Genomic DNA, 21,462 nt, shown 5'->3' with positions numbered 1-21,462 from the left:
CGCTACATCGCTACGGAATACTTCCATGCGTGCAGTCAAGAATCTGCTTGTCCTATACACCGGTGGCACCATCGGCATGCTGCAGACCGCCGAAGGCCTCGCGCCGGCCGGTGGCTTCGAAGCGCGCATGCGCGAACACTTTGCCGCCTGCGGCGATGCGCCCAAGGTGCAATGGGCGCTGCGTGAACTCAATCCGCTGATCGACAGCGCCAACATGCAACAGGCCAACTGGCTGGCGATGCGCGATGCCATCGTCGAGGCGGTCGAACGCGACGGGCATGACGGCGTGCTGGTGCTGCATGGCACCGACACCCTGGCGTACAGCGCCGCTGCCCTGTCGTTCCTGCTGCTGGGCCTGCCGGTGCCGGTGCTGCTTACCGGCTCGATGCTGCCGGCCGGCGCGCCGGACAGCGATGCCTGGGCCAACCTGGTCGGCGCGCTCAATCTGTTCGAAAACGGGCTGGAAGACGGCGTGCAGCTGTATTTCCATGGCCAGTTGCTGCACGGCTGCCGCGCCTCGAAACTGCGCAGCGAGGCGTTCGACGCCTTCACCGTGCTGCCGCGCCATCGTGATGGCGAGCGTGCCGCGGAACTGCCAACCCGCCTGGACTACCGCCAGCCACGCCAGCCGGTCAAGCTGGCGGTCATGCCGGTGTTCCCGGGCCTTGCGGCCGAACACCTGCGCGGCCTGTTCGACAGCGGCATCCAGGGCCTGGTGCTGGAGTGCTACGGCAGCGGCACCGGCCCGTCGGATGACCAGGCGCTGCTCGACGCGCTGCACGACGCCCGCCAGGGTGGCGTGATGATCGTTGCCATCAGCCAGTGCCCGGAAGGCTCGGTGGTGTTCGACACCTACGCCGCCGGCAGCCGCCTGCGCGACACCGGGCTGGTCAGTGGCGGCGGCATGACCCGCGAGGCGGCGCTGGGCAAGCTGTTCGCGTTGCTGGGCTCGGGGCTGGATGTACAGGCGGCGGAGCACTGGTTCGCGCTGGACCTGTGCGGCGAGCGCGCCTGACTCGCAGATCTTCCGTTCGCCATCGCGGGGCAAGCCCGCTCCCACAAATCCGTGGGAGCGGGCTTGCCCCGCGATGGTTTCAGCATCTGGAAAAGTGGCGGAAGGCAGCGGGAGTCGAACCTGCCCGGGAACGGCTGCCGTCCCCAACCGGGTTTGAAGCCCGGCCGCGCCACCGGGCGCGATTGCCTTCCTTGAAATCAGGGCCCGTGTTGCGGTTGGGCCAGGGCGCTGTCGACGCGAATATGACGCAGGTCGCCAACTCGTCGGGTCAAGCCAACGCGGTCGAAATACTCGAGAATCTGCACACTGCGCTTGCGACCGATGGCCAAACCATCGCGAAACGCCGCGACCTGCACTATCGTCGATGTCGCGGCCTGGCGCAACAGCAGCTCTGCCATGCGCCTGAGCGTCGTCTCCGGGTAGAACAGGTCACGCACCACCTGATGCACAACGCCCAATCGGGCCAGCTTGCGCAACAACAGCCGGACATCAGCCTCTTCGCAGCCCTCCTCGCCGGCCAGGGTCCTTACCCAGGGCGGGTCGAACTCACCTGCCAACAGGCGCGGCAACAGCCGCTCCCACAACGCGTTGTCCGCGTCGCTCAACTGGACCCGGTGGTCCGGCAGGTGCAGCCATGGGCCACTGCTGCTGATCGCACCTGCGCCCAGCAACTCATCCAGCAAGCTGACAAACGCGGGGCGCTCCAATGGCAAGGCGGTAAAGCGGCGCAAGCGATCCCGGTCCGGGCCAAGCTGGTCAGGTTCCTGCTCATGGAACTGCGCCAGACGCTCCAGCACCTGTCGCTTGAGTGCCTGCCACTGTAAGCGATCGAACAACAGCTGACCTTGACGGGTGGCAATCACCAGCACCGAATCCGGCAACTGCCAGGTCTCGCGCAGGCGGTTGAACTGGCGCTCCAGACGCCGGGGCTCGAGACCGCCGGGGGCCGCCTCGAGCAGGGCCGACAGCGCTTGCTCGAGATTGTCGGCTTCGCGCAGCACCTGCAACTGACGCAAGCGCGCCTCGCTGCGCCGTTGCCGACTCGGGGCGAACGGGTCGAGCACACGCCCACCACCCAGCGTGCACTGGGCGCGTTGGTCACGCAGTACCAGGCGATCCCCATGCACCGCCTGCAGCGGGGCATTGAGCAGCAACTGGGCGAACATGCGCTGGCCGGCGGCGAGCCGTTCACCTTCGAGCAAGGCAACCCGGGCGGTGACATCCTGGGTGCCCAGGTGCACGTGCACCGCGCTGAAATGCTCGAAGGTGCGGGTTTCGCCCGGCAGCAGGGTGAAGTCGATATCGACCCGCACGCTGGGCGCATGCAGCCACTGCGGCACAAGCCAGTCGCCACGATGCACCTGCTCGGCCGAAAGCTTTTCCGCGCTGATGTTCAAGGCCACCCGCTGCCCGGCTGCGGCGACCAGGGCCGCCTGGTTCTGGGCATGCAGGCCACGCACCCGCACCGCTTTGCCGGCCTTGCCCAGCAGCAAGGTATCACCGACGCTGACCTGCCCGGCCAGCGCCGTGCCGGTGACCACAACTCCCGCTCCGGAAACCGCGAAAGCCCGGTCTACCGCCAGGCGGAAACCGCCACGCACGCTGCGCTGGCGAACATGCGCTTCAGCCGCCAGCAAAGCCTCGCGCAGGGCGTCGATCCCCTCGCCGGACAGGCTCGAAACCGCAAACTGCCTAGCCCCGGCGAAGGGGCCGGGCGCGAGCAGTTCGGTGACCTGGGCCCGGACTTCGCTCAACCGCGACGGCTCGACCCGGTCGCACTTGCTGATCACCACCAACGCCTGGGGAATGCCCAGCAACTCGATGATCGAGAGGTGCTCACGGGTCTGTGGCATCACCCCATCGTCAGCAGCTACCACCAGCAGTACCAGGTCGATGCCATGGGCACCGGCCAGCATGTTGTGGATAAACCGCTCGTGGCCCGGCACATCGATGAAACCGGTCAGCGGCGCTCCTTCCGTCAGCGCCGCGTAGCGATAACCGAGGTCGATGGTCATGCCCCGGTCGCGCTCCTCCCGGCGGGTGTCGCCGGCCTGGCCGGTCAGGGCCTGGAGCAGCGCGGTCTTGCCATGGTCGATGTGGCCGGCAGTCCCGACAATCACTGCACCGGCCCCAGTTGCAACGCCGGCAGTTGCGCCAGCCACTGGGCCTCGTCGTCCAGCTGGCGCAGGTCGAGCCACAGGGCATCGTCGTCGATACGCCCGAGCACCGGCACCGGCAGGTCGCGCAACGCGCGCTCCAGCACATGCAAGCTACGCCCGCGCAGTTTCTTCGACACCTGCGGGCGCAGGCACAGCGCCGCGCTGGGCAGCCGCGCCACCGGCTGGCTGCCGCTGCCGATCATGCCCAGGGCCGGCTCGACGCTCACCACCCATTGCGCGCCGAGACGAGCAGCCAACTCAGGCGCCAGACGCTCGGCCTGGGCGGCGATCTCGGCTTGCGCACGGGTCAGCAGGCGCAGGCTGGGCAGGCGGTCAGCCAGGCGATCGGGGTTGCGATAGAGCTGCAGCACCGCCTCCAACGCGGCAAGGGTAATCTTGTCGACCCGCAGGGCACGCTTGAGCGGGTTCTTCTTGATCTTCGCGATCAGTTCCTTGCGCCCGACGATGATCCCCGCCTGCGGCCCCCCCAGCAGCTTGTCGCCGCTGAAGGTGACGATGTCGGCGCCGTCGGCCAGCGCCTGGCGCACCGTCGGCTCGGCCGGCAGGCCCCAGCGGGTCAGGTCGAGCAGGCTGCCGCTGCCCAGGTCTTCGAGCAGCGGCAACTGATGGTCGTGGGCGATGCGCGCCAGCTCGGCGGTGGGTACCTGGGTGGTGAAGCCCTGGATGCTGTAGTTGCTGCAATGCACACGCATCAGCAGGCCGGTACGCGGGTTGATCGCGCCTTCGTAGTCGCGGGCGTGGGTGCGGTTGGTGGTGCCGATCTCGTGCAGCTTGACCCCGGCGCGGGCCATGATGTCGGGGATGCGGAACGCACCGCCGATCTCGATCAGCTCGCCGCGGGAGATGATGCCCTCCTTGCGTGCGCCCAGGCTGTTGAGCGCCAGCAGCACGGCGGCGGCATTGTTGTTGACCACGGTGACGGCTTCGGCGCCGGTCAGCTCGCGGATCAGGCCTTCGATCAGGTCGTCGCGGTCACCCCGCTTGCCGGTGGCCAGGTCGAACTCTAGGTTCAGCGGATAGCGGGCAGCGACCTGCATCGCCTCCACCGCCTCCTCCGGCAGCAAGGCGCGGCCGAGGTTGGTGTGCAGTACCGTGCCGGTGAGGTTGAAGACCCGGCGCACCTGGCTGCGTTGCTGGATGGCCAGGCGCTCGCCCGTGCGGCCGAGCAGGACGTCGGCGCTCAGTTCCACGGCACCAAGCTGACCCAGACGAGCCGGTTCGCGCAAGTCGTCGAGGAGCTGGCGCAGGGTGGCCAGGGTAGCGTCGCGGCCATGACGGTCGAGCAGCGGCTGGCAGGCCGGATGGCGCAGCAGGGTGTCGATGGAGGGCAAGCGTGGGGTGTCGCTGGCGGGGCTTGGAGACATGCGGTACTACCTGTGACTGATCCGTTGTCTGTTCGGGCCCTATCGCTGGCAAGCCAGCTCCCACAGCTCCAGCGCCAGACTCGAGGCTTGCGCTGTACCTGTGGGAGCCGGCTTGCCGGCGATGGGGGCAACTCGATAGCGAAGTGTAGACACTCACCCACCACCCGGTGCCAACATAAGGTTCGGCGCCAGCCGATGGAAGCCCTCCTCGTCCAGCCGCATGTCCAGCGCCAGGCTCGCCAGGTCATCGGCCAACGGCTCGGCCGCCGCGTCGTTCTCCAGGTAGCTCTGCTTCAGGTAGCCCTGGCACCCCGGACAGCACTCGGCGCGTAGCGGTGCCTTTCCCGGTGCATGGCGGTCATCCTCGAGGCTGCTGTAGCGCAGGTCCTTGCTCGACTCGCAGTACACGCACTTGACCCGCACCACATGCCATTCGCAGGCACACAGCGAACAGGCCAGGTAGCGCAGGCCGTTGTGCTTGCCACGATTGCGCACCACACCGGCCATGGCCGGCGAGCCGCAGGCCGGGCACTGGGCCAGGCTGCCACCAGGCTTGAGCTCAGGCTCTGGCAGCGCCAGCAACCAGCTCGACCAGGCGGCCTGCAACGCCGCGCCCAAGAAGGGCACCAAGGCCGCCGGTACGGCGTCGTACTGGCCACCGAGCAGCGCGACGGCCCAGCCCTTGCGCTGCTCGTCACCACTCTCGCGCAGGCTGCCCAGCGCCGCTGCCAGTGGCCCTTCGGGCGCCGGCTCGCAGCGATCGAGCAGCGCTTGCAGCCACACCAGCCACTGCCTTTCGCGCACCAGGCCGTCCGCTGCCAGGGGTGGCAGGCCATGACTTACGCAAAGGCGCTGACGCTCCTCGGCCACCGGCAAGCCACCGGGCGGGTTATCCACAAGCTGCTGCTGGATCCGGCACAGCCGCGCGACCAGACGCAGGTACTCACCAAGGGCATTGCCCTCGGCCAGGTGCTCCAGGCGCTCGGCCCGCACTGCGAACAAGTTGGTGGGCGGCAGATGCAAGAACGGCGGCATTACCGCCGACGCTTCGATCTGCCCTGGTTCAAGAATCGTGCTCAAACGCTCATCCTTCTTTTCTACCGTGGTTGTGCGGCGTCTTTTCGCCGGTGACTTCCCGGTACCAAAGTTCATGGTGCTTGCGTGCCCAGGCGCGGCTGACCCAGCCATGCAGCATGGCGCCGATCGAGCCCTTGATCCAGATCCCGGCGTAGATGTGCACGATGATGCTGAGGATCAGCACGAACGCCGCCAGGGCATGCAGCAGCGCCGACAGGCGAATGACGTCGATGCCGAACCAATGGCTGAAATACGCGCGCCAGATCACCACGCCACTGACCAGCAGTACCAGCATGCACGCCAGCAACGTCCAGAACAGCAGCTTCTGCCCGGCGTTGTACTTGCCGATCGGCGGCACGCCCTCTTCCTTGTTGAGCATCACCCGGTCGATGCGGCGCAGCCACAGGCGGTCGTTGGCGGTGATGAAGTTGGCGCGCCAGAAGCGCAATACCAGGCCAAGGAAGAACACGAACATCGCCACGCCGATGAACGGGTGGAGGATCCGTGTCCACGGCCCGCCGCCGAACAGGTGGCTGAGCCAGAACAGCGCCGGGTGGAACAGCGCCAGCCCCGACAGGCCGGCCAGCACGAACAGGATCGCGACGATCCAGTGGTTGCTCCGCTCGTTGGCGTTGTAGCGCAGGATAGGCTTGTTGTCGTTCATGGCCGCTGCTCCCCCTGCCCGCCCGGGCGGTTCGGATCATAGACATGCACCGCCGGGTCCACCTGGTGGACATCGTTATCCACAGGTGCCGGATGCTCGTCTTCCTCGACCCGCTGCGGGCCGACACGTACGTAGTGGAAGAACCCAGCCAGCACCGCCGCGCCCATGGCCAGCAGCGCCAACGGCTTGCTGAAGCCCTTCCACAACCCGACCAGCGGGCTGATCACCGGTTGGTCCGGCAGGCCGGCGTAGATCCGCGGTGTGTCGGCATGGTGCAGCACGTACATCACGTGGGTGCCGCCGACACCGTCCGGGTCATACAGCCCGGCGTTGTCGTAGCCCCGCGACTTCAGGTCGACGATGCGCTCGTCGGCGTGCACCTTCATCTCCTCCTTGCTGCCGAAGACGATCGCCCCGGTCGGGCAGGTCTTCACGCAGGCCGGCTCCAGGCCCACGCTCACGCGGTCGGAACACAGGGTGCACTTGTACGCCTTGTGATCCTTCTGCGAAATGCGCGGGATGTTGAACGGGCAGCCGGTGATGCAGTAGCCGCAACCGATGCAGTGGTCCTGGTTGAAGTCGACGATACCGTTGGCATGCTTGATGATCGCCCCCGGGCTCGGGCACGCTTTCAGACAACCCGGATCGGCGCAGTGCATGCAGCCATCCTTGCGGATCAGCCACTCCAGGTTGCCGTCGTCGCGCTCATGCTCGGTGAAACGCATCAAGGTCCAGGTTTCGGCACTGAGGTCCTGAGGGTTGTCGTAGGTGCCATGGTTGTGGCCGACCTCGTCACGCAGTTCGTTCCACTCCGAGCACGCCACCTGGCAGGCCTTGCAGCCGATGCACTTGGTGGTGTCGATCAGCTTGGCGACTTCCTGCTGCTGGCGTACCGAAGGCGGCACGGTGGTGGTGGCCGAGCGGGCAATGATGTCTTGGCTGGCCATCAGAGTTTCTCCACTTTGACGAGGAACGACTTGGACTCCGGCGTCTGCGTGTTGCCATCACCGAGGAACGGCACCAGGGTGTTGGTCAGGTAACCGTGTCGCGTGGCGCCGGTGAACCCCCAATGCAACGGGATGCCGATCTGGTGCACGGTCTGGTTGTTGACCTGCAGCGGACGGATCCGCTTGGTCACCACCGCCACCGCGTCAATATGCCCGCGCTTGCTCGACACCCGCACCCGGTCGCCGGCCTTGATGCCCTTCTCGTTCGCCAGCACCTCGCCGATCTCGACGAACTGCTCGGGCTGGGCGATGGCGTTGAGCCGGCAATGCTTGCTCCAGAAGTGGAAGTGCTCGGTCAGCCGGTAGGTGGTCGCCGCATGGGGGAACTCGTCGTGGGTGCCCAAGGTGTCCCACACCGAATCGAAGATGCGCCCGGCCGGGTTGCTGGTGGCCTTCTTGTTCTGCGGGTGCAGCGGGTTGATGCCGATCGGCGTCTCGAACGGTTCGTAATGCTCGGGGAACGGCCCTTCGGCCATCTTGTCGATGGCGAAGAAACGCGCCACGCCCTCAGGGTTCATGATGAATGGGTTCATCCCCGCTTCCGGCGGCGAGTCGACCTTGAAGTCGGGCACGTCGGTGCCGGTCCAGGCCTTGCCGTTCCACCACACCAGGCGCTTCTTCTCCGGATCCCACGGTTTGCCCTGCGGGTCGCTGGAGGCGCGGTTGTAGAGGATGCGGCGGTTGGCCGGCCAGGCCCAGGCCCAGTTCTGCACCTGGTGCATGCCATAGGGGTCGCTGTTGTCGCGACGGGCCATCTGGTTGCCCTGCTCGGTCCAGCTGCCGGCAAAGATCCAGCAACCGGAGGCGGTGCTGCCATCGTCCTTCAGCTGGGCGAATCCGGCGAGCTGTTGCCCGGCCTTGAGCGTGGCGCCGGTGGCGTCGGTGAGATCGCTGACCGCCCAGCCGTTCATCTCCTTGGCCAGTTCTTCCGGCGAAGGCTCCTCAGGGACCTTGTACGGCCAGCTGATGTTGAGCAGCGGGTCCGGATAGGCGCCGCCCTCGGCCTGGTAGCGCTTGCGCAGGCGCAGGAACAGCTCGCTCATGATGTGCACGTCGGTACGGGTCTGGCCCGGCCCATCGGCGCCCTTCCAGTGCCACTGCAGCCAGCGGCTGCTGTTGACCAGCGAACCGTCCTCTTCGGCGAAGCAGGTGGTGGGCAGGCGGATCACCTCGGTCTGGATGTTGGCCGTGTCGACGTCGTTGAACGGGCCGGCGTTGCGCCAGAACTCGGAGGTTTCGGTGGCCAGCGGGTCCATGATCACCAGCCACTTGAGCTTGGCCAGCGCGGCGGTGACGCGGTTCTTGTCCGGCAACGCGGCGATCGGGTTGAAGCCCTGGCACATGTAGCCGTTGACCTTGCCCTGGCCCATCATCTCGAACATGCGCAGCACGTCGTAGGCCGGCACGTCGAGCTTGGGCAGCCAGTCATAGCCCCAGTTGTTCTCCGCCGTGGCATTGGCGCCGTACCAGGCCTTCATCAGGCTGACGTGGAACTTGCCGTAGTTCTGCCAGTACGACAGCTGCCCCGGGCGCAACGGCTTGGAGGCGCGCTTGTCGATGTAGGTGGCGTAATCCTGCTCGGCGTCGCCGGCCAGCGTGAGGTAGCCCGGCAGCGAGTTCGACAGCAGGCCCAGGTCGGTCAGGCCCTGGATGTTGGAGTGCCCGCGCAGGGCGTTGACCCCGCCGCCGGGCATGCCGACGTTGCCCAGCAGCAACTGCACCATCGCCGCGCTGCGGATGATCTGCGCGCCGATCGAGTGCTGGGTCCAGCCCAGGGCATAGAGGATCGTCATGGTCTTGCCCGGCACCGAGCAGGTGGCGATCTCTTCCCAGACTTTCATCATCTGGTCCTGGGGCATGCCGCAGGTCATGCTCGCCAGCTCCGGCGTGTAGCGGCTGTAGTGCTGCTTCATCAACTGGTACACGCAACGCGGGTGCTGCAGGGTCGGGTCGACCTTGGCAAAACCGTCCTCGCCCAGCTCATAGCCCCAGCCGGACTTGTCGGCATACACGCGCTTGGCCGCGTCGTAGCCGCTGAACAGCCCGTCCTCGAAGCCATAGCTCTCTTTGACGATGAACGACACATCGGTGTAGTTGCGCACGTACTCGTGCTGGATCTTGTCGTTGCTCAGCAGGTAGTTGATCAGCCCGCCCATGAAGGCGATGTCGCTGCCGGTACGGATCGGCGCGTAGTAATCGGCCACCGAGGCAGTACGGGTGAACCGCGGATCGACCACGATCAGCCGCGCCTTGTTGTGCGCCTTGGCTTCGGTCACCCACTTGAAGCCGCACGGGTGCGCTTCAGCGGCGTTGCCGCCCATCACCAGGACCAGATTTGCGTTGGCGATATCAGACCAGTGATTGGTCATCGCGCCACGGCCATACGTCGGGGCAAGACTTGCCACCGTCGGGCCGTGTCAGACACGCGCCTGGTTATCGAACCCCAGCATGCCGGTTGCACGGACCACCTTGTGCGTCAGGTAGCCCGCTTCGCTGGAAGCGGCGGACGCAGCAAGGAACCCGGTGGTGAGCCAGCGGTTGACCGTCTGGCCTTGGGCGTTCTTCTCGATGAAGTTGGCGTCGCGGTCCTGTTTCATCAGGTCGGCGATGCGGTCGAGGGCTTCGTCCCACTCGATGCGGGTCCACTCGTTGCTGCCCGGCTTGCGCACCTCGGGGTACTGCAGGCGGCTCGGGCTGTGGATAAAGTCCAGCAGGCCCGCGCCTTTCGGGCATAGGGTGCCGCGGTTGACCGGATGGTCCGCGTCGCCCTCGATATGGATGATGTTCTGTTTGACGTTCTTGCCCGCGTCACCCTGGCTGTACATGATCAGGCCGCAGCCGACCGAGCAGTAGGGGCAGGTGTTACGGGTTTCTTTGGTGTGCGCCAGCTTGAAGTGGCGCACCTGCTCGGCGAACGCGGGGGTCGGGGCCATGCCCAACGCCGCGAGGCTCGAGCCTCCAAGGCCGACGGCGGCGACCTTGAAGAATTGCCGACGGTTGAGGTCCATCGTGCACTCCTGATCAGGTTCTTGGGCGCACAGGACTTGGCCGGCGCCTCAGGGACTTCACGGTGGCGGTGGACAGAGACCGCCAACTGTTAAGCCTAGTCAAGAATCTGGGAAGTGGGGTGACATGGATCATGGAAAGGTAATGCAATCCCACATTGCGATCAGAAACGGACTACATCTCAAGCCAGCTTTTGCTTGCTAGGTTGCTGAATCCACATGGACGAGGCACGTATGAATGAACACGAAACACTTCATGGTCGGGCTCTTGCTCGCCCTCCCGATGCACGTAACGCCCACACTGGCGGCCCCACCCAACCGGCCCGACACCCCTGCCATTTCGCCCATTAGCGCCGAGAAGGCTCGAAGCCTGGCCGCCGCCGCCGAGCGCGCCGCCCGTGCCCAGGGCTTCGCCATCGTCATCAGCATCGTCGACAACCACGGCAATCTGAAGCATTTCCACCGCATGGACGGCACCAGCAGCGGTAGTGTCCAGGTAGCGCAGCTCAAAGCCGCTACATCTGCACGCTTTCCACTTTCATCCCGCTCACTGGGTGAACGCAGCGCCGGATTGCCAGCCAATCCCTACGCTTCGCTGCCCGGTTTCACTTTGCTGGAAGGCGGGTTGCCAATCATGGATGCGAACGGCAGGCATATCGGCGGTATAGGCATCAGCGGAGCAACACCAGAGCTTGATGCACAGTTTGCCCAGGCGGCGCTCGAAGAAAGCTGACAGGCAAAAAGAAACCCGCTTCATGCCTGAAGCGGGTTTCTTGTCACAGCTCCGTTCACCTGTGGCACCTAGTGCCCACAGGCAAGGATCAGAACGGAATATCGTCGTCGAAGCTGTCGAAGTCAGCGGCAGGCTGCGGAGCCGGCTGTTGCGGCGCTGGGCGCTGCGGCGCTTGTTGCGGGCGCTGGGCCTGCTGACGCGGAGCCTGGTTGTACTGTTGCTGCTGACCGCCCTGGTTGTAGTTGTTGCCACCACCCTGGTTGTACTGGTCGCCACCGCCCTGCTGGCCCTGCGGACGACCGCCGAGCAGCTGCATGGTGCCGTTGATGTCGACGATGATCTCGGTGGTGTAGCGCTTGATGCCGTCCTTTTCCCACTCGCGGGTCTGCAGCTTGCCCTCGATGTAGCACTGCGAACCCTTGCGCAGGTATTCGCCGGCGATTTCGGCGACCTTGCCGAACAGCGAGACACGGTGCCACTCGGTGCGCTCGACCTTCTGGCCCGACTGCTTGTCGGTCCACTGCTCGCTGGTGGCCAGGCTCAGGTTGGTCACGGCGTTACCGTTGGGCAGGTAGCGGACTTCGGGATCCTGACCGCAGGTACCGACCAGAATGACTTTGTTAACCCCACGGGCCATAACGTTCTCCTAGGCTTCGCACGCCGCAGAGGCTGGGTTCACCAGACGCTCGAGGGTCGCACGGTCCAAAATTTTCGTATCCAGTTTGATATAGATGGCGGCTTCTTCTGCCACCACCACAGCGTCGGTCACACCCGGCACGGCCATCAGGCGCTCGGTCAGCCCGGCTTCCCGGACCGCTTCCGGCGTCAGCGGCATGCGCAGGCTGGTCACGTACGGCGGCTCGTTCATGCGCAACGCCGTCAGCAGCCAGAAGGCGCACAAGCCAGCGCAGCCGAGGAACACCATGCTCAAGCCACCGTGCTGGAACAACCAGCCACCGAGGATGCCACCCAGTGCCGCGCCAAGGAACTGGCTGGTGGAGTACACCCCCATCGCCGTGCCCTTGCCGCCGGCAGGCGACACCTTGCTGACCAGCGAAGGCAAGGATGCCTCCAGCAGGTTGAATGCAGTAAAGAATACCACGGTGCCGATCACCAGTCCGCGCAAGTTGTCAGCCCACTGCCAGAAGAACACCTCCACCAGCAGCAGGACACTGACCGCGCCGAGCAACACGCGTTTCATCTTGCGCTTCTTTTCCCCGTAGATGATGAAGGGGATCATTGCAAAAAATGAAACCAGCAGCGCGGTCAGGTACACCCACCAGTGCTGCTCCTTGGGCAGCCCGCCTCGCTCGACGAAGGCCAGGGGCAGCGCCACGAAGCTGGCCATCAGGATGGCGTGCAGCACGAAAATACTGATGTCCAGGCGCAGAAGGTCCGGATTGCGCAGGGTCGGGCCGAGGGCCTGGCGGGCGACACCGGACTCGCGATGGCTCAGCACACTGTGCGAGCTGGGCACGACGAAGGCGATCAGCGCGATGCCGACCAGGGCAAGTCCTGCAGTGGCCAGGAATAATCCTGACAAACCAAAGGCGCGGGTCAACAGCGGGCCGACCACCATCGCCACGGCGAACGACAAGCCGATGCTCATGCCGATCATGGCCATGGCCTTGGTCCGGTGCTGTTCGCGGGTCAGGTCGGACAACAGCGCCATGACCGCCGCGGAAATCGCCCCCGCGCCCTGCAGGATGCGCCCGGCGATAACGCCCCAGATCGAGTCGGCCTGGGCCGCCAGCACACTGCCCAGGGCGAAGATCACCAGCCCCACATAGATCACCGGTCGGCGACCGATGCGGTCGGAAACCACCCCGAACGGAATCTGCAGCACCGCTTGCGTCAGACCATAGGCGCCGATGGCCAGGCCGATCAGGGCCGGTGTGGCGCCGGCCAGGTCCATGCCGTAGGTGGCCAGCACCGGCAGCACCATGAACATGCCCAGCATACGAAAGGCAAAGACCAGGGCCAGGCCGCTCGCGGCGCGGGTTTCGCTGCCACTCATGCGCTCGTTGTGGGTGTCGTGCATGGATTAACCTCGTGTGAACCGGCGGCGATTCTAACAGTCCGACGCCTTGACGGCATATACGCGACGCTTTGCCGCGTACTGGCAGCGCGCCGTATACTGCTTTGTTTATGCCCGCCGAGCGAGGCCGTAGTGGACAAGATCCTGATCCGTGGGGCGCGTACCCACAACCTGAAGAACATCGACCTGACCCTGCCCCGGGACAAACTGATCGTGATCACCGGCCTGTCCGGGTCCGGCAAGTCCTCGCTGGCGTTCGACACGCTTTACGCCGAAGGCCAGCGACGCTATGTCGAGTCGCTGTCGGCCTATGCCCGGCAGTTCCTGTCGATGATGGAAAAGCCCGACGTCGACACCATCGAAGGATTGTCGCCGGCCATCTCCATCGAGCAGAAGTCGACCTCGCACAACCCGCGCTCGACCGTCGGCACCATTACCGAGATCTACGACTACCTGCGCCTGCTCTATGCCCGCGTCGGCACCCCGCGCTGCCCGGACCATGACATCCCGCTTGAGGCGCAAACGATCAGCCAGATGGTCGACCTGGTGCTGGAAAAGCCCGAAGGCAGCAAGCTGATGCTGTTGGCGCCGGTGATCCGCGAGCGCAAGGGTGAGCACTTGGCGGTGTTCGACGAGCTGCGCGCCCAGGGTTTCGTACGCGCCCGGGTCAACGGCAAGCTCTACGAGCTCGACGAGTTGCCCAAGCTCGACAAACAAAAGAAACACAGCATCGATGTGGTGGTAGACCGCTTCAAGGTCCGCGCCGACCTGCAGCAGCGCCTGGCCGAGTCCTTCGAGACCGCGCTCAAGCTGGCCGACGGCATCGCCCTGGTGGCGCCGATGGACGACGAGGAAGGCGAAGAAGTGATCTTCTCGGCGCGCTTCGCCTGCCCGGTGTGCGGCCATGCAATCAGCGAGCTGGAGCCGAAGCTGTTCTCCTTCAATAACCCGGCTGGCGCCTGCCCGACCTGCGATGGCCTGGGGGTCAAGCAGTTCTTCGACACCAAGCGCCTGGTCAACGCCGAGCTGACCTTGGCCGAAGGCGCGATTCGCGGTTGGGACCGGCGCAACGTCTATTACTTCCAGATGCTCGGCTCGCTGGCCGCGCATTACGGCTTCAGCCTGGAAGAACCATTCGGCGAGCTGTCCGCCGAGCACCAGAAGGTCATCCTGAACGGCAGTGGCAAGCAAAGTGTCGACTTCAAGTACCTCAACGACCGTGGCGACATCGTCAAGCGCTCGCACCCGTTCGAAGGCATCGTGCCGAACCTTGAGCGTCGCTATCGCGAGACCGAGTCGGCCACCGTGCGTGAAGAGCTGGCCAAGTTCCTCGGCACCCAGCCCTGCCCTGATTGCCGCGGCACCCGCCTGCGCCGCGAAGCGCGCCATGTCTGGGTGGGCGAGAAGACCCTGCCGGCAGTGACCAACCTGCCGATCGGCGAAGCCAGCAACTACTTCGGCGCGCTGACCCTCACCGGTCGGCGTGGCGAGATCGCGGCGAAGATTCTCAAGGAGATCTGCGAGCGCCTGCAGTTCCTGGTCAACGTAGGCCTCGACTACCTCACCCTCGACCGCAGCGCCGATACCCTGTCTGGAGGCGAGGCCCAGCGCATCCGCCTGGCCAGCCAGATCGGCGCAGGCCTGGTGGGCGTGATGTACATCCTCGACGAGCCCTCGATCGGCCTGCACCAGCGCGATAACGACCGCTTGCTGGCGACGCTCAACCACCTGCGCGACCTCGGTAACACGGTGATCGTGGTCGAGCACGACGAGGACGCCATCCGCCTGGCCGACTACGTGGTGGACATCGGCCCGGGCGCTGGTGTGCATGGCGGGCAGATCGTCGCCGAGGGCTCGCCCGAGGAGGTGATGGCGCATCCCGACTCGCTGACCGGCAAATACCTGTCCGGGCGCAAGAAGATCGTCGTGCCGGCCAAGCGCACCCCGCGCAACAAGAAACTGTCGCTCAAACTCAAGGGCGCGCGCGGCAACAACCTGCAGAACGTCGACCTGGAAGTGCCGATCGGCCTGCTGACCTGCGTGACCGGTGTGTCCGGCTCGGGCAAATCGACGCTGATCAACAACACCTTGTTCCCCCTGGCCGCCACCGCCCTCAACGGCGCGAGCAGCCTGGAAGCGGCGCCGCACGCCAGCGTCGATGGCCTACAGCACCTGGACAAGGTGGTCGATATCGACCAAAGCCCGATCGGCCGTACGCCACGGTCGAACCCCGCGACATACACCGGCATCTTCACGCCGATCCGCGAGCTGTTCGCCGGCGTGCCGGAATCGCGCTCGCGCGGATACGGTCCGGGGCGCTTCTCGTTCAACGTCAAGGGTGGTCGCTGCGAGGCCTGCCAGGGCGACGGCCTGATCAAGGTCGAGATGCACTTCCTGCCTGACATCTACGTGCCGTGCGACGTGTGCAAGAGCAAGCGTTACAACCGCGAGACCCTGGAGATCAAGTACAAGGGCAAGAACATCCACGAAGTGCTGGAAATGACCATCGAGGATGCCCGCGAGTTCTTCGACGCAGTACCTGCCCTGGCGCGCAAGCTGCAGACCCTGATGGATGTGGGCCTGTCGTATATCAAGCTGGGGCAATCGGCGACCACGCTGTCGGGCGGCGAAGCGCAGCGGGTCAAGCTGTCTCGCGAGCTGTCCAAGCGCGACACTGGCAAGACCCTGTACATCCTCGACGAACCCACCACTGGCCTGCACTTCGCCGACATCCAGCAACTGCTGGATGTACTGCACCGCCTGCGTGACCACGGCAATACCGTGGTGGTGATCGAGCACAATCTGGATGTGATCAAGACCGCCGACTGGCTGGTGGACCTGGGGCCGGAAGGCGGGTCCAAAGGCGGCCATATCATTGCCTGTGGCACCCCAGAGGAGCTGAGCAAGATGAAGCAGTCGTACACTGGCCACTACCTCAAGCCGCTGCTTGAGCGTGACCGGGCCTGAGTGCCGCCGGCGACATGAAAAAGCCCCTGGTACCATCGGTGCCAGGGGCTTTTTCGTAGGGCTGTGGATAACTTACATCTGCGACTGCAGATAGTTCTCCAGGCCGATGGCCTTGATCAGACCCTGCTGCTTCTCCAGCCAGTAGGTATGATCTTCTTCGGTGTCGGCCAGCTGCGCGCGCAGGATGTCGCGGCTGATGTAGTCCTTGTGCAGTTCGCACAGCTCGATGCCCTTGCACAGCGCGGCACGTACCTTGTACTCGAGCTTGAGGTCGGCCTCGATCATTTCCGGCACGGTGCTGCCCACTTCCAGGTCGTCGGCGCGCATGTCCGGAGTACCTTCGAGCATGAGGATACGGCGCATCAGGGCATCGGCGTGCTGCGTCTCTTCTTCCATCTCGTGGTTGATACGCTCGTAGAGCTTGGTCAAGCCCCAGTCTTCGTACATGCGCGAGTGGATGAAATACTGATCGCGTGCTGCCAGTTCGCCCTTCAGCAACGTGACGAGATAGTTGATTACGTCCGGGTGACCTTGCATCGCCCTGCTTCTCCGTGTGAATACATCAATAGGGCCTAGTGTGAACCAGGTTTTGCTCGCGGTCACTGAAAAACGCGCAATTAGAAGCAAAAAATCGGCTAAACAGTAGTGATATTCATTGAAAAACCGCCCAAATGAGGGCGGTTCTTCTTATCACTTCGACTTAGGCGAGATTCACACCCAACGCCTTCGCGATCCCTTCTCCATAGGCCGGATCAGCCTTGAAGAAGTACTGCAGCTGACGCTGGATGACATCGTCGCTGACACCGGCCATGGTCCCGGCGATGTTGTTGATCAACAGCGCCTTTTGTTCATCGCTCATCAGGCGGAACAGTGCCCCGGCATGGCTGTAGTAATCGTTGTCCTCACGGTGATCGTAACGATCCGCCGAGCCGTTCAGCGCCAGAGCGGGCTCGGCATGCCGCGGAGATTGCTTCGGCGCGCTCGCATGGCTGTTGGGCTCGTAGTTGGGAGCGCCGCCGTATGCGCCGATGGCCATGGAGCCGTCGCGCTGATAGCTGTTCACCGGGCAGCGCGGCGCATTGACCGGCAGTTGCTGGTGGTTGGTGCCTACGCGGTAGCGATGCGCATCGGCATAGGCGAACACACGGCCCTGCAGCATGCGGTCTGGCGACAGGCCAACCCCGGGGATCATGTTGCTGGGCCCGAACGCCGCCTGCTCGACCTCGGCGAAGTAGTTGAGCGGGTTGCGGTTGAGCTCCAGCACACCGACTTCGATCAACGGGTAGTCCTTCTGCGACCAGGTCTTGGTCACATCGAACGGGTTTTCGTCGCGGCTGGCCGCCTCGGCCTCGCTCATCACCTGGATGCACACGGTCCAACGCGGGAAATCGCCGCGCTCGATGGCCTCGAACAGGTCACGCTGGGCGTAGTCCGGGTCGCTCCCGGCCAGGCGTGCGGCATCGGCCGGCGCCAGGTTCTTGATGCCTTGCTGGGTCTTGAAGTGCCATTTGACCCAGCTCCGCTCGCCCTGGGCGTTGATCAGGCTGTAGGTGTGGCTGCCGAAGCCGTGCATGTGGCGGTAGCCATCGGGAATGCCGCGATCGGAGAACAGGATGGTGACCTGGTGCAGTGCCTCGGGCGAATGCGACCAGAAGTCCCACATCATTTGCGCGTTCTTCAGGTTGGTCTGTGGGTGGCGCTTCTGGGTGTGGATGAAGTCGGGGAACTTCAGCGGATCACGAATGAAAAACACCGGGGTATTGTTGCCGACGATGTCCCAGTTACCTTCCTCGGTGTAGAACTTCACCGCGAAACCACGTGGGTCTCGCTCGGTGTCCGCGGAGCCGCGCTCACCACCCACGGTGGAGAATCGCAGGAACGTCTCGGTCTGCTTGCCGATAGCCTCGAACAGCCTGGCACTGGTGAGCTCGGTGATATCACGAGTGACGGTGAAGGTACCGTAGGCGCCGGAGCCTTTGGCGTGAACGCGACGCTCCGGGATGTTCTCGCGGTTGAAGTGGGCAAGCTTCTCGAGCAGGTGGAAATCGTCGAGCAGCAGCGGGCCACGGGGGCCTGCGGAACGGGAGTTCTGGTTGTCGGCTACGGGTGCACCGCTGGCGGTAGTGAGAATCTTGCTCATGGGCTCTCCTGATCGGTCTTGAATTGCCGGCTAATCGGCTTGAGGAGAGTATTGTCGAGCGAAGTTACAAGAACAAATTCATTAGATGACTTACATCAATAGAAAATAACAATTCACCAGACAACAAAAAACCGGGCCTAGGCCCGGTTTCTTGTAGCAGACAGAACGTCTTACTCGGCAGCTTCTACAGCACCACCGACCGGACGATCAACCAGCTCGACGTACGCCATAGGCGCGTTGTCGCCAGCGCGGAAACCGCACTTCAGGATACGCAGGTAGCCGCCCTGACGGGTGGCGTAGCGCTTGCCCAGGTCGTTGAACAGTTTGCCAACGGCGGACTTCGAACGGGTACGGTCGAAGGCCAGACGACGGTTGGCAACGCTGTCTTCCTTGGCCAGGGTGATCAGCGGCTCGGCAACGCGGCGCAGTTCCTTGGCTTTCGGCAGGGTGGTTTTGATCAGCTCGTGCTCGATCAGCGACACAGCCATGTTCTGGAACATAGCTTTGCGGTGAGAGCTGGTACGGCTCAGGTGACGTCCACTTTTACGATGACGCATGATTCATTCCTTACCAAACACAACGTTCGGTGATTACGACGATCAGGCAGTCGCCTTGTCGTCTTTCTTAAGGCTTGCAGGCGGCCAGTTGTCGAGGCGCATGCCGAGAGACAGACCACGGGAGGCCAGGACGTCCTTGATTTCAGTCAGGGACTTCTTGCCCAGGTTAGGAGTCTTCAACAGCTCTACTTCGGTACGCTGAATCAGGTCGCCGATGTAGTAGATGTTCTCCGCCTTGAGGCAGTTGGCCGAACGTACGGTCAGTTCCAGGTCGTCAACCGGGCGCAGCAGGATCGGATCGATCTCGTCTTCCTGCTCGACCACAACCGGCTCGCTGTCACCTTTGAGGTCGACGAACGCGGCCAGCTGCTGTTGCAGGATGGTCGCGGCACGACGGATGGCCTCTTCAGGATCCAGGGTACCGTTGGTTTCCAGATCGATGACCAGCTTGTCCAGGTTGGTACGCTGCTCAACACGGGCGTTCTCGACCACGTAGGCGATACGACGCACCGGGCTGAACGAAGCGTCCAGCTGGAGACGGCCAATGCTGCGGCTTTCGTCTTCGTCGGTCTGACGGGAGTCGGCCGGCTCGTAACCGCGACCACGAGCTACAGTGAGCTTCATGTTCAGGGCGCCGTTGGACGCCAGGTTCGCGATTACGTGATCGGGGTTGACGATCTCGACATCGTGATCCAGCTGAATATCGGCAGCGGTAACCACCCCCGAACCCTTTTTCGACAAGGTCAGCGTAACTTCGTCACGACCGTGCAGTTTGATAGCCAGGCCTTTCAGGTTCAACAGGATTTCAATGACGTCTTCCTGTACACCTTCGATCGCGGAGTACTCGTGGAGTACGCCATCGATCTCGGCCTCGACTACTGCACAGCCAGGCATGGAGGACAACAGGATGCGGCGCAGCGCGTTGCCCAGGGTATGGCCGAAGCCACGCTCGAGAGGCTCGAGCGTGATCTTGGCGCGGGTTGGACTGACAACCTGCACGTCGATGTGACGGGGTGTCAGAAACTCATTTACCGAAATCTGCATGGATGCACCTATTTTCTAGCCCTTACTTGGAGTAGAGCTCGACAATCAGGTTTTCGTTGATGTCGGCGGACAGGTCGCTGCGAGCAGGAACGTTCTTGAAAACGCCCGACTTTTTAGCAGCATCCACATCAACCCACTCAACGCGGCCACGCTGGGCGCACAGTTCAAGGGCTTGAACAATGCGCAGCTGGTTCAGCGACTTCTCGCGAACCGAGACCACGTCACCCGGACGAACTTGGTAGGATGGAATGTTTACGGTTTTACCGTTGACGCTGATAGCTTTGTGCGAAACCAGCTGACGGGACTCGGAACGAGTCGAGCCGAAGCCCATACGGTAAACGACGTTATCCAGACGGCACTCGAGCAGTTGCAGCAGGTTCTCACCAGTTGCGCCTTTTTTCGAGGCAGCAGCTTGGTAGTAACCGCGGAACTGACGCTCCAGAACACCGTAGATACGACGAACTTTTTGTTTCTCGCGCAGCTGGGTACCGTAGTCGGACTGACGGCCACGGCGCTGGCCGTGGATACCTGGGGCTGCTTCGATGTTGCACTTCGATTCCAGAGCGCGAACGCCGCTCTTCAGGAACAGGTCAGTGCCTTCACGGCGAGACAGTTTGCATTTTGGACCAATGTAACGTGCCATTTATCTGTCTCCTGATTACACGCGACGCTTCTTCGGCGGACGGCACCCGTTATGCGGGATTGGCGTCACGTCGGTGATGCTGGCGATCTTGTAGCCGCAGCTGTTCAGTGCACGAACGGCGGACTCACGACCTGGACCTGGACCCTTGACGTTCACGTCGAGGTTCTTCAGACCGTATTCCAGCGCAGCTTGACCAGCACGCTCAGCAGCGATCTGTGCTGCGAACGGGGTGGATTTGCGCGAACCACGGAAACCCGAACCACCGGAAGTAGCCCAGGACAGCGCGTTGCCCTGACGGTCGGTGATGGTCACGATGGTGTTGTTGAAAGACGCATGGATGTGGGCGATGCCATCAACCACTGTCTTTTTGATTTTTTTACGAGGACGAGCAGCAGGTTTTGCCATGTCTATATTCCTGGGCGATTACTTGCGGATCGGCTTACGCGGGCCCTTACGGGTGCGTGCGTTGGTCTTGGTGCGCTGACCGCGAACCGGCAGACCTTTACGATGACGCAGGCCGCGGTAGCAACCCAGGTCCATCAAGCGCTTGATCTTCATGTTGATGTCACGGCGCAGGTCACCTTCGGTGGTGAACTTCGCGACTTCGCCACGCAGGGTTTCGATTTGCTCGTCGCTCAGATCCTTGATCTTAGCGGCTGGGTTTACACCAGCATCTGCACAGATTTTCTGTGCAGTTGTGCGACCGACACCATAGATGTAGGTCAGCGAGATAACAGTATGCTTGTTATCTGGAATGTTGACGCCTGCAATACGGGCCATTCAGTGGGACTCCAATTGACAGCTACCTACGCCCCGGAAGCCAAGAAATAGGGCGCGAGATAATATCGCTGTAGAAACGAATAATCAACCCAGCAGCACACTAGCTGCTGGGTTTGAAGCGCGGATCACACTCAGCCTTGGCGCTGCTTGTGACGCGGTTCCGCGCTGCAGATCACGCGCACGACACCTTCGCGACGAATGATCTTGCAGTTGCGGCACAGCTTTTTCACCGATGCACGAACTTTCAT

Annotated in this window: 19 protein-coding genes and 1 tRNA gene; 3 read left to right on the top strand and 17 right to left on the bottom strand. The window is 63.5% G+C overall.

Annotation, left to right across the window (positions count from 1 at the left end; translation table 11 throughout):
* Positions 1 to 25 precede the first annotated feature (25 nt).
* Positions 26 to 1,015, top strand: a complete 990-nt coding sequence (locus tag LU688_RS02445; RefSeq protein ID WP_038707250.1) for an asparaginase — start codon at positions 26 to 28, stop codon at positions 1,013 to 1,015.
* A 95-nt stretch (positions 1,016 to 1,110) separates the two neighbouring features.
* Here LU688_RS02445 and LU688_RS02440 read toward each other — a convergent pair.
* From LU688_RS02440 to fdnG, 7 genes are all read right to left on the bottom strand, one after another.
* Positions 1,111 to 1,206, bottom strand: a tRNA-Sec gene (locus LU688_RS02440).
* Between the two features lie 6 nt (positions 1,207 to 1,212).
* The gene (selB, locus tag LU688_RS02435; protein WP_232888213.1) at positions 1,213 to 3,135 is read right to left on the bottom strand and encodes a selenocysteine-specific translation elongation factor; all 1,923 of its coding nucleotides are present in this window, start codon (positions 3,133 to 3,135) and stop codon (positions 1,213 to 1,215) included.
* Positions 3,132 to 4,559: an L-seryl-tRNA(Sec) selenium transferase gene (gene selA, locus LU688_RS02430; protein WP_104444566.1), complete on the bottom strand. Its 1,428-nt coding sequence runs from the start codon at positions 4,557 to 4,559 to the stop codon at positions 3,132 to 3,134. Before selA ends, selB begins: the two co-directional genes overlap by 4 nt.
* Before the next feature lie 153 nt (positions 4,560 to 4,712).
* A complete protein-coding gene (gene fdhE / locus LU688_RS02425; protein WP_038707247.1) occupies positions 4,713 to 5,639 on the bottom strand; it encodes a formate dehydrogenase accessory protein FdhE in 927 nt (308 codons plus the stop codon).
* A gap of 4 nt (positions 5,640 to 5,643) precedes the next feature.
* A complete protein-coding gene (locus tag LU688_RS02420; protein WP_094012322.1) occupies positions 5,644 to 6,300 on the bottom strand; it encodes a formate dehydrogenase subunit gamma in 657 nt (218 codons plus the stop codon).
* Complete coding sequence (fdxH, locus tag LU688_RS02415) at positions 6,297 to 7,247, bottom strand: formate dehydrogenase subunit beta (protein WP_038707246.1); 951 nt, start codon at positions 7,245 to 7,247, stop codon at positions 6,297 to 6,299. Before fdxH ends, LU688_RS02420 begins: the two co-directional genes overlap by 4 nt.
* The gene (fdnG, locus tag LU688_RS02410) at positions 7,247 to 10,315 is read right to left on the bottom strand and encodes a formate dehydrogenase-N subunit alpha (protein ID WP_143067575.1); all 3,069 of its coding nucleotides are present in this window, start codon (positions 10,313 to 10,315) and stop codon (positions 7,247 to 7,249) included. The genes fdxH and fdnG overlap by 1 nt, the downstream gene beginning before the upstream one ends.
* 235 nt (positions 10,316 to 10,550) lie before the next feature.
* Here fdnG and LU688_RS02405 point away from each other — a divergent pair, with 235 nt between their 5' ends.
* Positions 10,551 to 11,045 (top strand): GlcG/HbpS family heme-binding protein, encoded by a 495-nt coding sequence (locus tag LU688_RS02405; protein WP_232888212.1) that lies wholly within the window; start codon positions 10,551 to 10,553, stop codon positions 11,043 to 11,045.
* A gap of 88 nt (positions 11,046 to 11,133) precedes the next feature.
* Here LU688_RS02405 and LU688_RS02400 read toward each other — a convergent pair whose 3' ends face one another.
* On the bottom strand, positions 11,134 to 11,682 hold the full coding sequence (locus tag LU688_RS02400) for a single-stranded DNA-binding protein (RefSeq protein ID WP_023629920.1): 549 nt from the start codon (positions 11,680 to 11,682) through the stop codon (positions 11,134 to 11,136).
* Positions 11,683 to 11,691: 9 nt separating this feature from the next.
* Positions 11,692 to 13,086, bottom strand: a complete 1,395-nt coding sequence (locus LU688_RS02395) for an MFS transporter (RefSeq protein WP_023629919.1) — start codon at positions 13,084 to 13,086, stop codon at positions 11,692 to 11,694.
* Between the two features lie 129 nt (positions 13,087 to 13,215).
* Here LU688_RS02395 and uvrA point away from each other — a divergent pair, with 129 nt between their 5' ends.
* Positions 13,216 to 16,050 (top strand): excinuclease ABC subunit UvrA, encoded by a 2,835-nt coding sequence (gene uvrA / locus LU688_RS02390; protein WP_177182944.1) that lies wholly within the window; start codon positions 13,216 to 13,218, stop codon positions 16,048 to 16,050.
* A gap of 72 nt (positions 16,051 to 16,122) precedes the next feature.
* Here the strand turns inward: uvrA and bfr are convergent, their stop codons facing one another.
* The 8 genes from bfr to rpmJ all read right to left on the bottom strand — a co-directional run bounded on the left by bfr (position 16,123) and on the right by rpmJ (position 21,462).
* Positions 16,123 to 16,587 carry a bacterioferritin gene (gene bfr / locus LU688_RS02385; RefSeq protein WP_028690240.1) on the bottom strand — a complete coding sequence of 155 codons (465 nt, stop codon included), beginning with the start codon at positions 16,585 to 16,587 and terminating at the stop codon, positions 16,123 to 16,125.
* A 163-nt stretch (positions 16,588 to 16,750) separates the two neighbouring features.
* Complete coding sequence (locus LU688_RS02380; RefSeq protein ID WP_160291306.1) at positions 16,751 to 18,190, bottom strand: catalase; 1,440 nt, start codon at positions 18,188 to 18,190, stop codon at positions 16,751 to 16,753.
* A 170-nt stretch (positions 18,191 to 18,360) separates the two neighbouring features.
* A complete protein-coding gene (gene rplQ / locus LU688_RS02375; RefSeq protein WP_003255451.1) occupies positions 18,361 to 18,747 on the bottom strand; it encodes a 50S ribosomal protein L17 in 387 nt (128 codons plus the stop codon).
* A gap of 42 nt (positions 18,748 to 18,789) precedes the next feature.
* A complete protein-coding gene (locus LU688_RS02370; protein ID WP_003255452.1) occupies positions 18,790 to 19,791 on the bottom strand; it encodes a DNA-directed RNA polymerase subunit alpha in 1,002 nt (333 codons plus the stop codon).
* Positions 19,792 to 19,813: 22 nt separating this feature from the next.
* Positions 19,814 to 20,434 carry a 30S ribosomal protein S4 gene (gene rpsD, locus LU688_RS02365; protein WP_023629185.1) on the bottom strand — a complete coding sequence of 207 codons (621 nt, stop codon included), beginning with the start codon at positions 20,432 to 20,434 and terminating at the stop codon, positions 19,814 to 19,816.
* A 15-nt stretch (positions 20,435 to 20,449) separates the two neighbouring features.
* Positions 20,450 to 20,839, bottom strand: a complete 390-nt coding sequence (rpsK, locus tag LU688_RS02360; protein WP_012270237.1) for a 30S ribosomal protein S11 — start codon at positions 20,837 to 20,839, stop codon at positions 20,450 to 20,452.
* Between the two features lie 18 nt (positions 20,840 to 20,857).
* Positions 20,858 to 21,214, bottom strand: a complete 357-nt coding sequence (gene rpsM, locus LU688_RS02355) for a 30S ribosomal protein S13 (RefSeq protein ID WP_003255457.1) — start codon at positions 21,212 to 21,214, stop codon at positions 20,858 to 20,860.
* A gap of 131 nt (positions 21,215 to 21,345) precedes the next feature.
* The gene (gene rpmJ, locus LU688_RS02350) at positions 21,346 to 21,462 is read right to left on the bottom strand and encodes a 50S ribosomal protein L36 (RefSeq protein WP_002555468.1); all 117 of its coding nucleotides are present in this window, start codon (positions 21,460 to 21,462) and stop codon (positions 21,346 to 21,348) included.

The sequence above is a fragment of the Pseudomonas soli genome, from assembly GCF_021283165.2.
Classification (GTDB): Bacteria; Pseudomonadota; Gammaproteobacteria; order Pseudomonadales; family Pseudomonadaceae; genus Aquipseudomonas; species Aquipseudomonas soli.
The sequence above is the reverse complement of the archived record's forward strand: the minus strand, read 5'-3'. Positions and strand labels throughout refer to the sequence as shown.

Excerpts from the sequence above, each read along its gene's own strand:
- LU688_RS02445 (WP_038707250.1), top strand. The coding sequence starts at position 26 with ATGCGTGCAGTCAAGAATCTGCTTGTCCTATACACCGGTGGCACCATC.
- selA (WP_104444566.1), bottom strand. The coding sequence starts at position 4,559 with ATGTCTCCAAGCCCCGCCAGCGACACCCCACGCTTGCCCTCCATCGAC.
- LU688_RS02420 (WP_094012322.1), bottom strand. The coding sequence starts at position 6,300 with ATGAACGACAACAAGCCTATCCTGCGCTACAACGCCAACGAGCGGAGC.
- fdxH (WP_038707246.1), bottom strand. The coding sequence starts at position 7,247 with ATGGCCAGCCAAGACATCATTGCCCGCTCGGCCACCACCACCGTGCCG.
- LU688_RS02405 (WP_232888212.1), top strand. The coding sequence starts at position 10,551 with ATGAACACGAAACACTTCATGGTCGGGCTCTTGCTCGCCCTCCCGATG.
- LU688_RS02400 (WP_023629920.1), bottom strand. The coding sequence starts at position 11,682 with ATGGCCCGTGGGGTTAACAAAGTCATTCTGGTCGGTACCTGCGGTCAG.
- LU688_RS02395 (WP_023629919.1), bottom strand. The coding sequence starts at position 13,086 with ATGCACGACACCCACAACGAGCGCATGAGTGGCAGCGAAACCCGCGCC.
- bfr (WP_028690240.1), bottom strand. The coding sequence starts at position 16,587 with ATGCAAGGTCACCCGGACGTAATCAACTATCTCGTCACGTTGCTGAAG.
- LU688_RS02380 (WP_160291306.1), bottom strand. The coding sequence starts at position 18,190 with ATGAGCAAGATTCTCACTACCGCCAGCGGTGCACCCGTAGCCGACAAC.
- rplQ (WP_003255451.1), bottom strand. The coding sequence starts at position 18,747 with ATGCGTCATCGTAAAAGTGGACGTCACCTGAGCCGTACCAGCTCTCAC.
- LU688_RS02370 (WP_003255452.1), bottom strand. The coding sequence starts at position 19,791 with ATGCAGATTTCGGTAAATGAGTTTCTGACACCCCGTCACATCGACGTG.
- rpsD (WP_023629185.1), bottom strand. The coding sequence starts at position 20,434 with ATGGCACGTTACATTGGTCCAAAATGCAAACTGTCTCGCCGTGAAGGC.
- rpsK (WP_012270237.1), bottom strand. The coding sequence starts at position 20,839 with ATGGCAAAACCTGCTGCTCGTCCTCGTAAAAAAATCAAAAAGACAGTG.
- rpsM (WP_003255457.1), bottom strand. The coding sequence starts at position 21,214 with ATGGCCCGTATTGCAGGCGTCAACATTCCAGATAACAAGCATACTGTT.
- rpmJ (WP_002555468.1), bottom strand. The coding sequence starts at position 21,462 with ATGAAAGTTCGTGCATCGGTGAAAAAGCTGTGCCGCAACTGCAAGATC.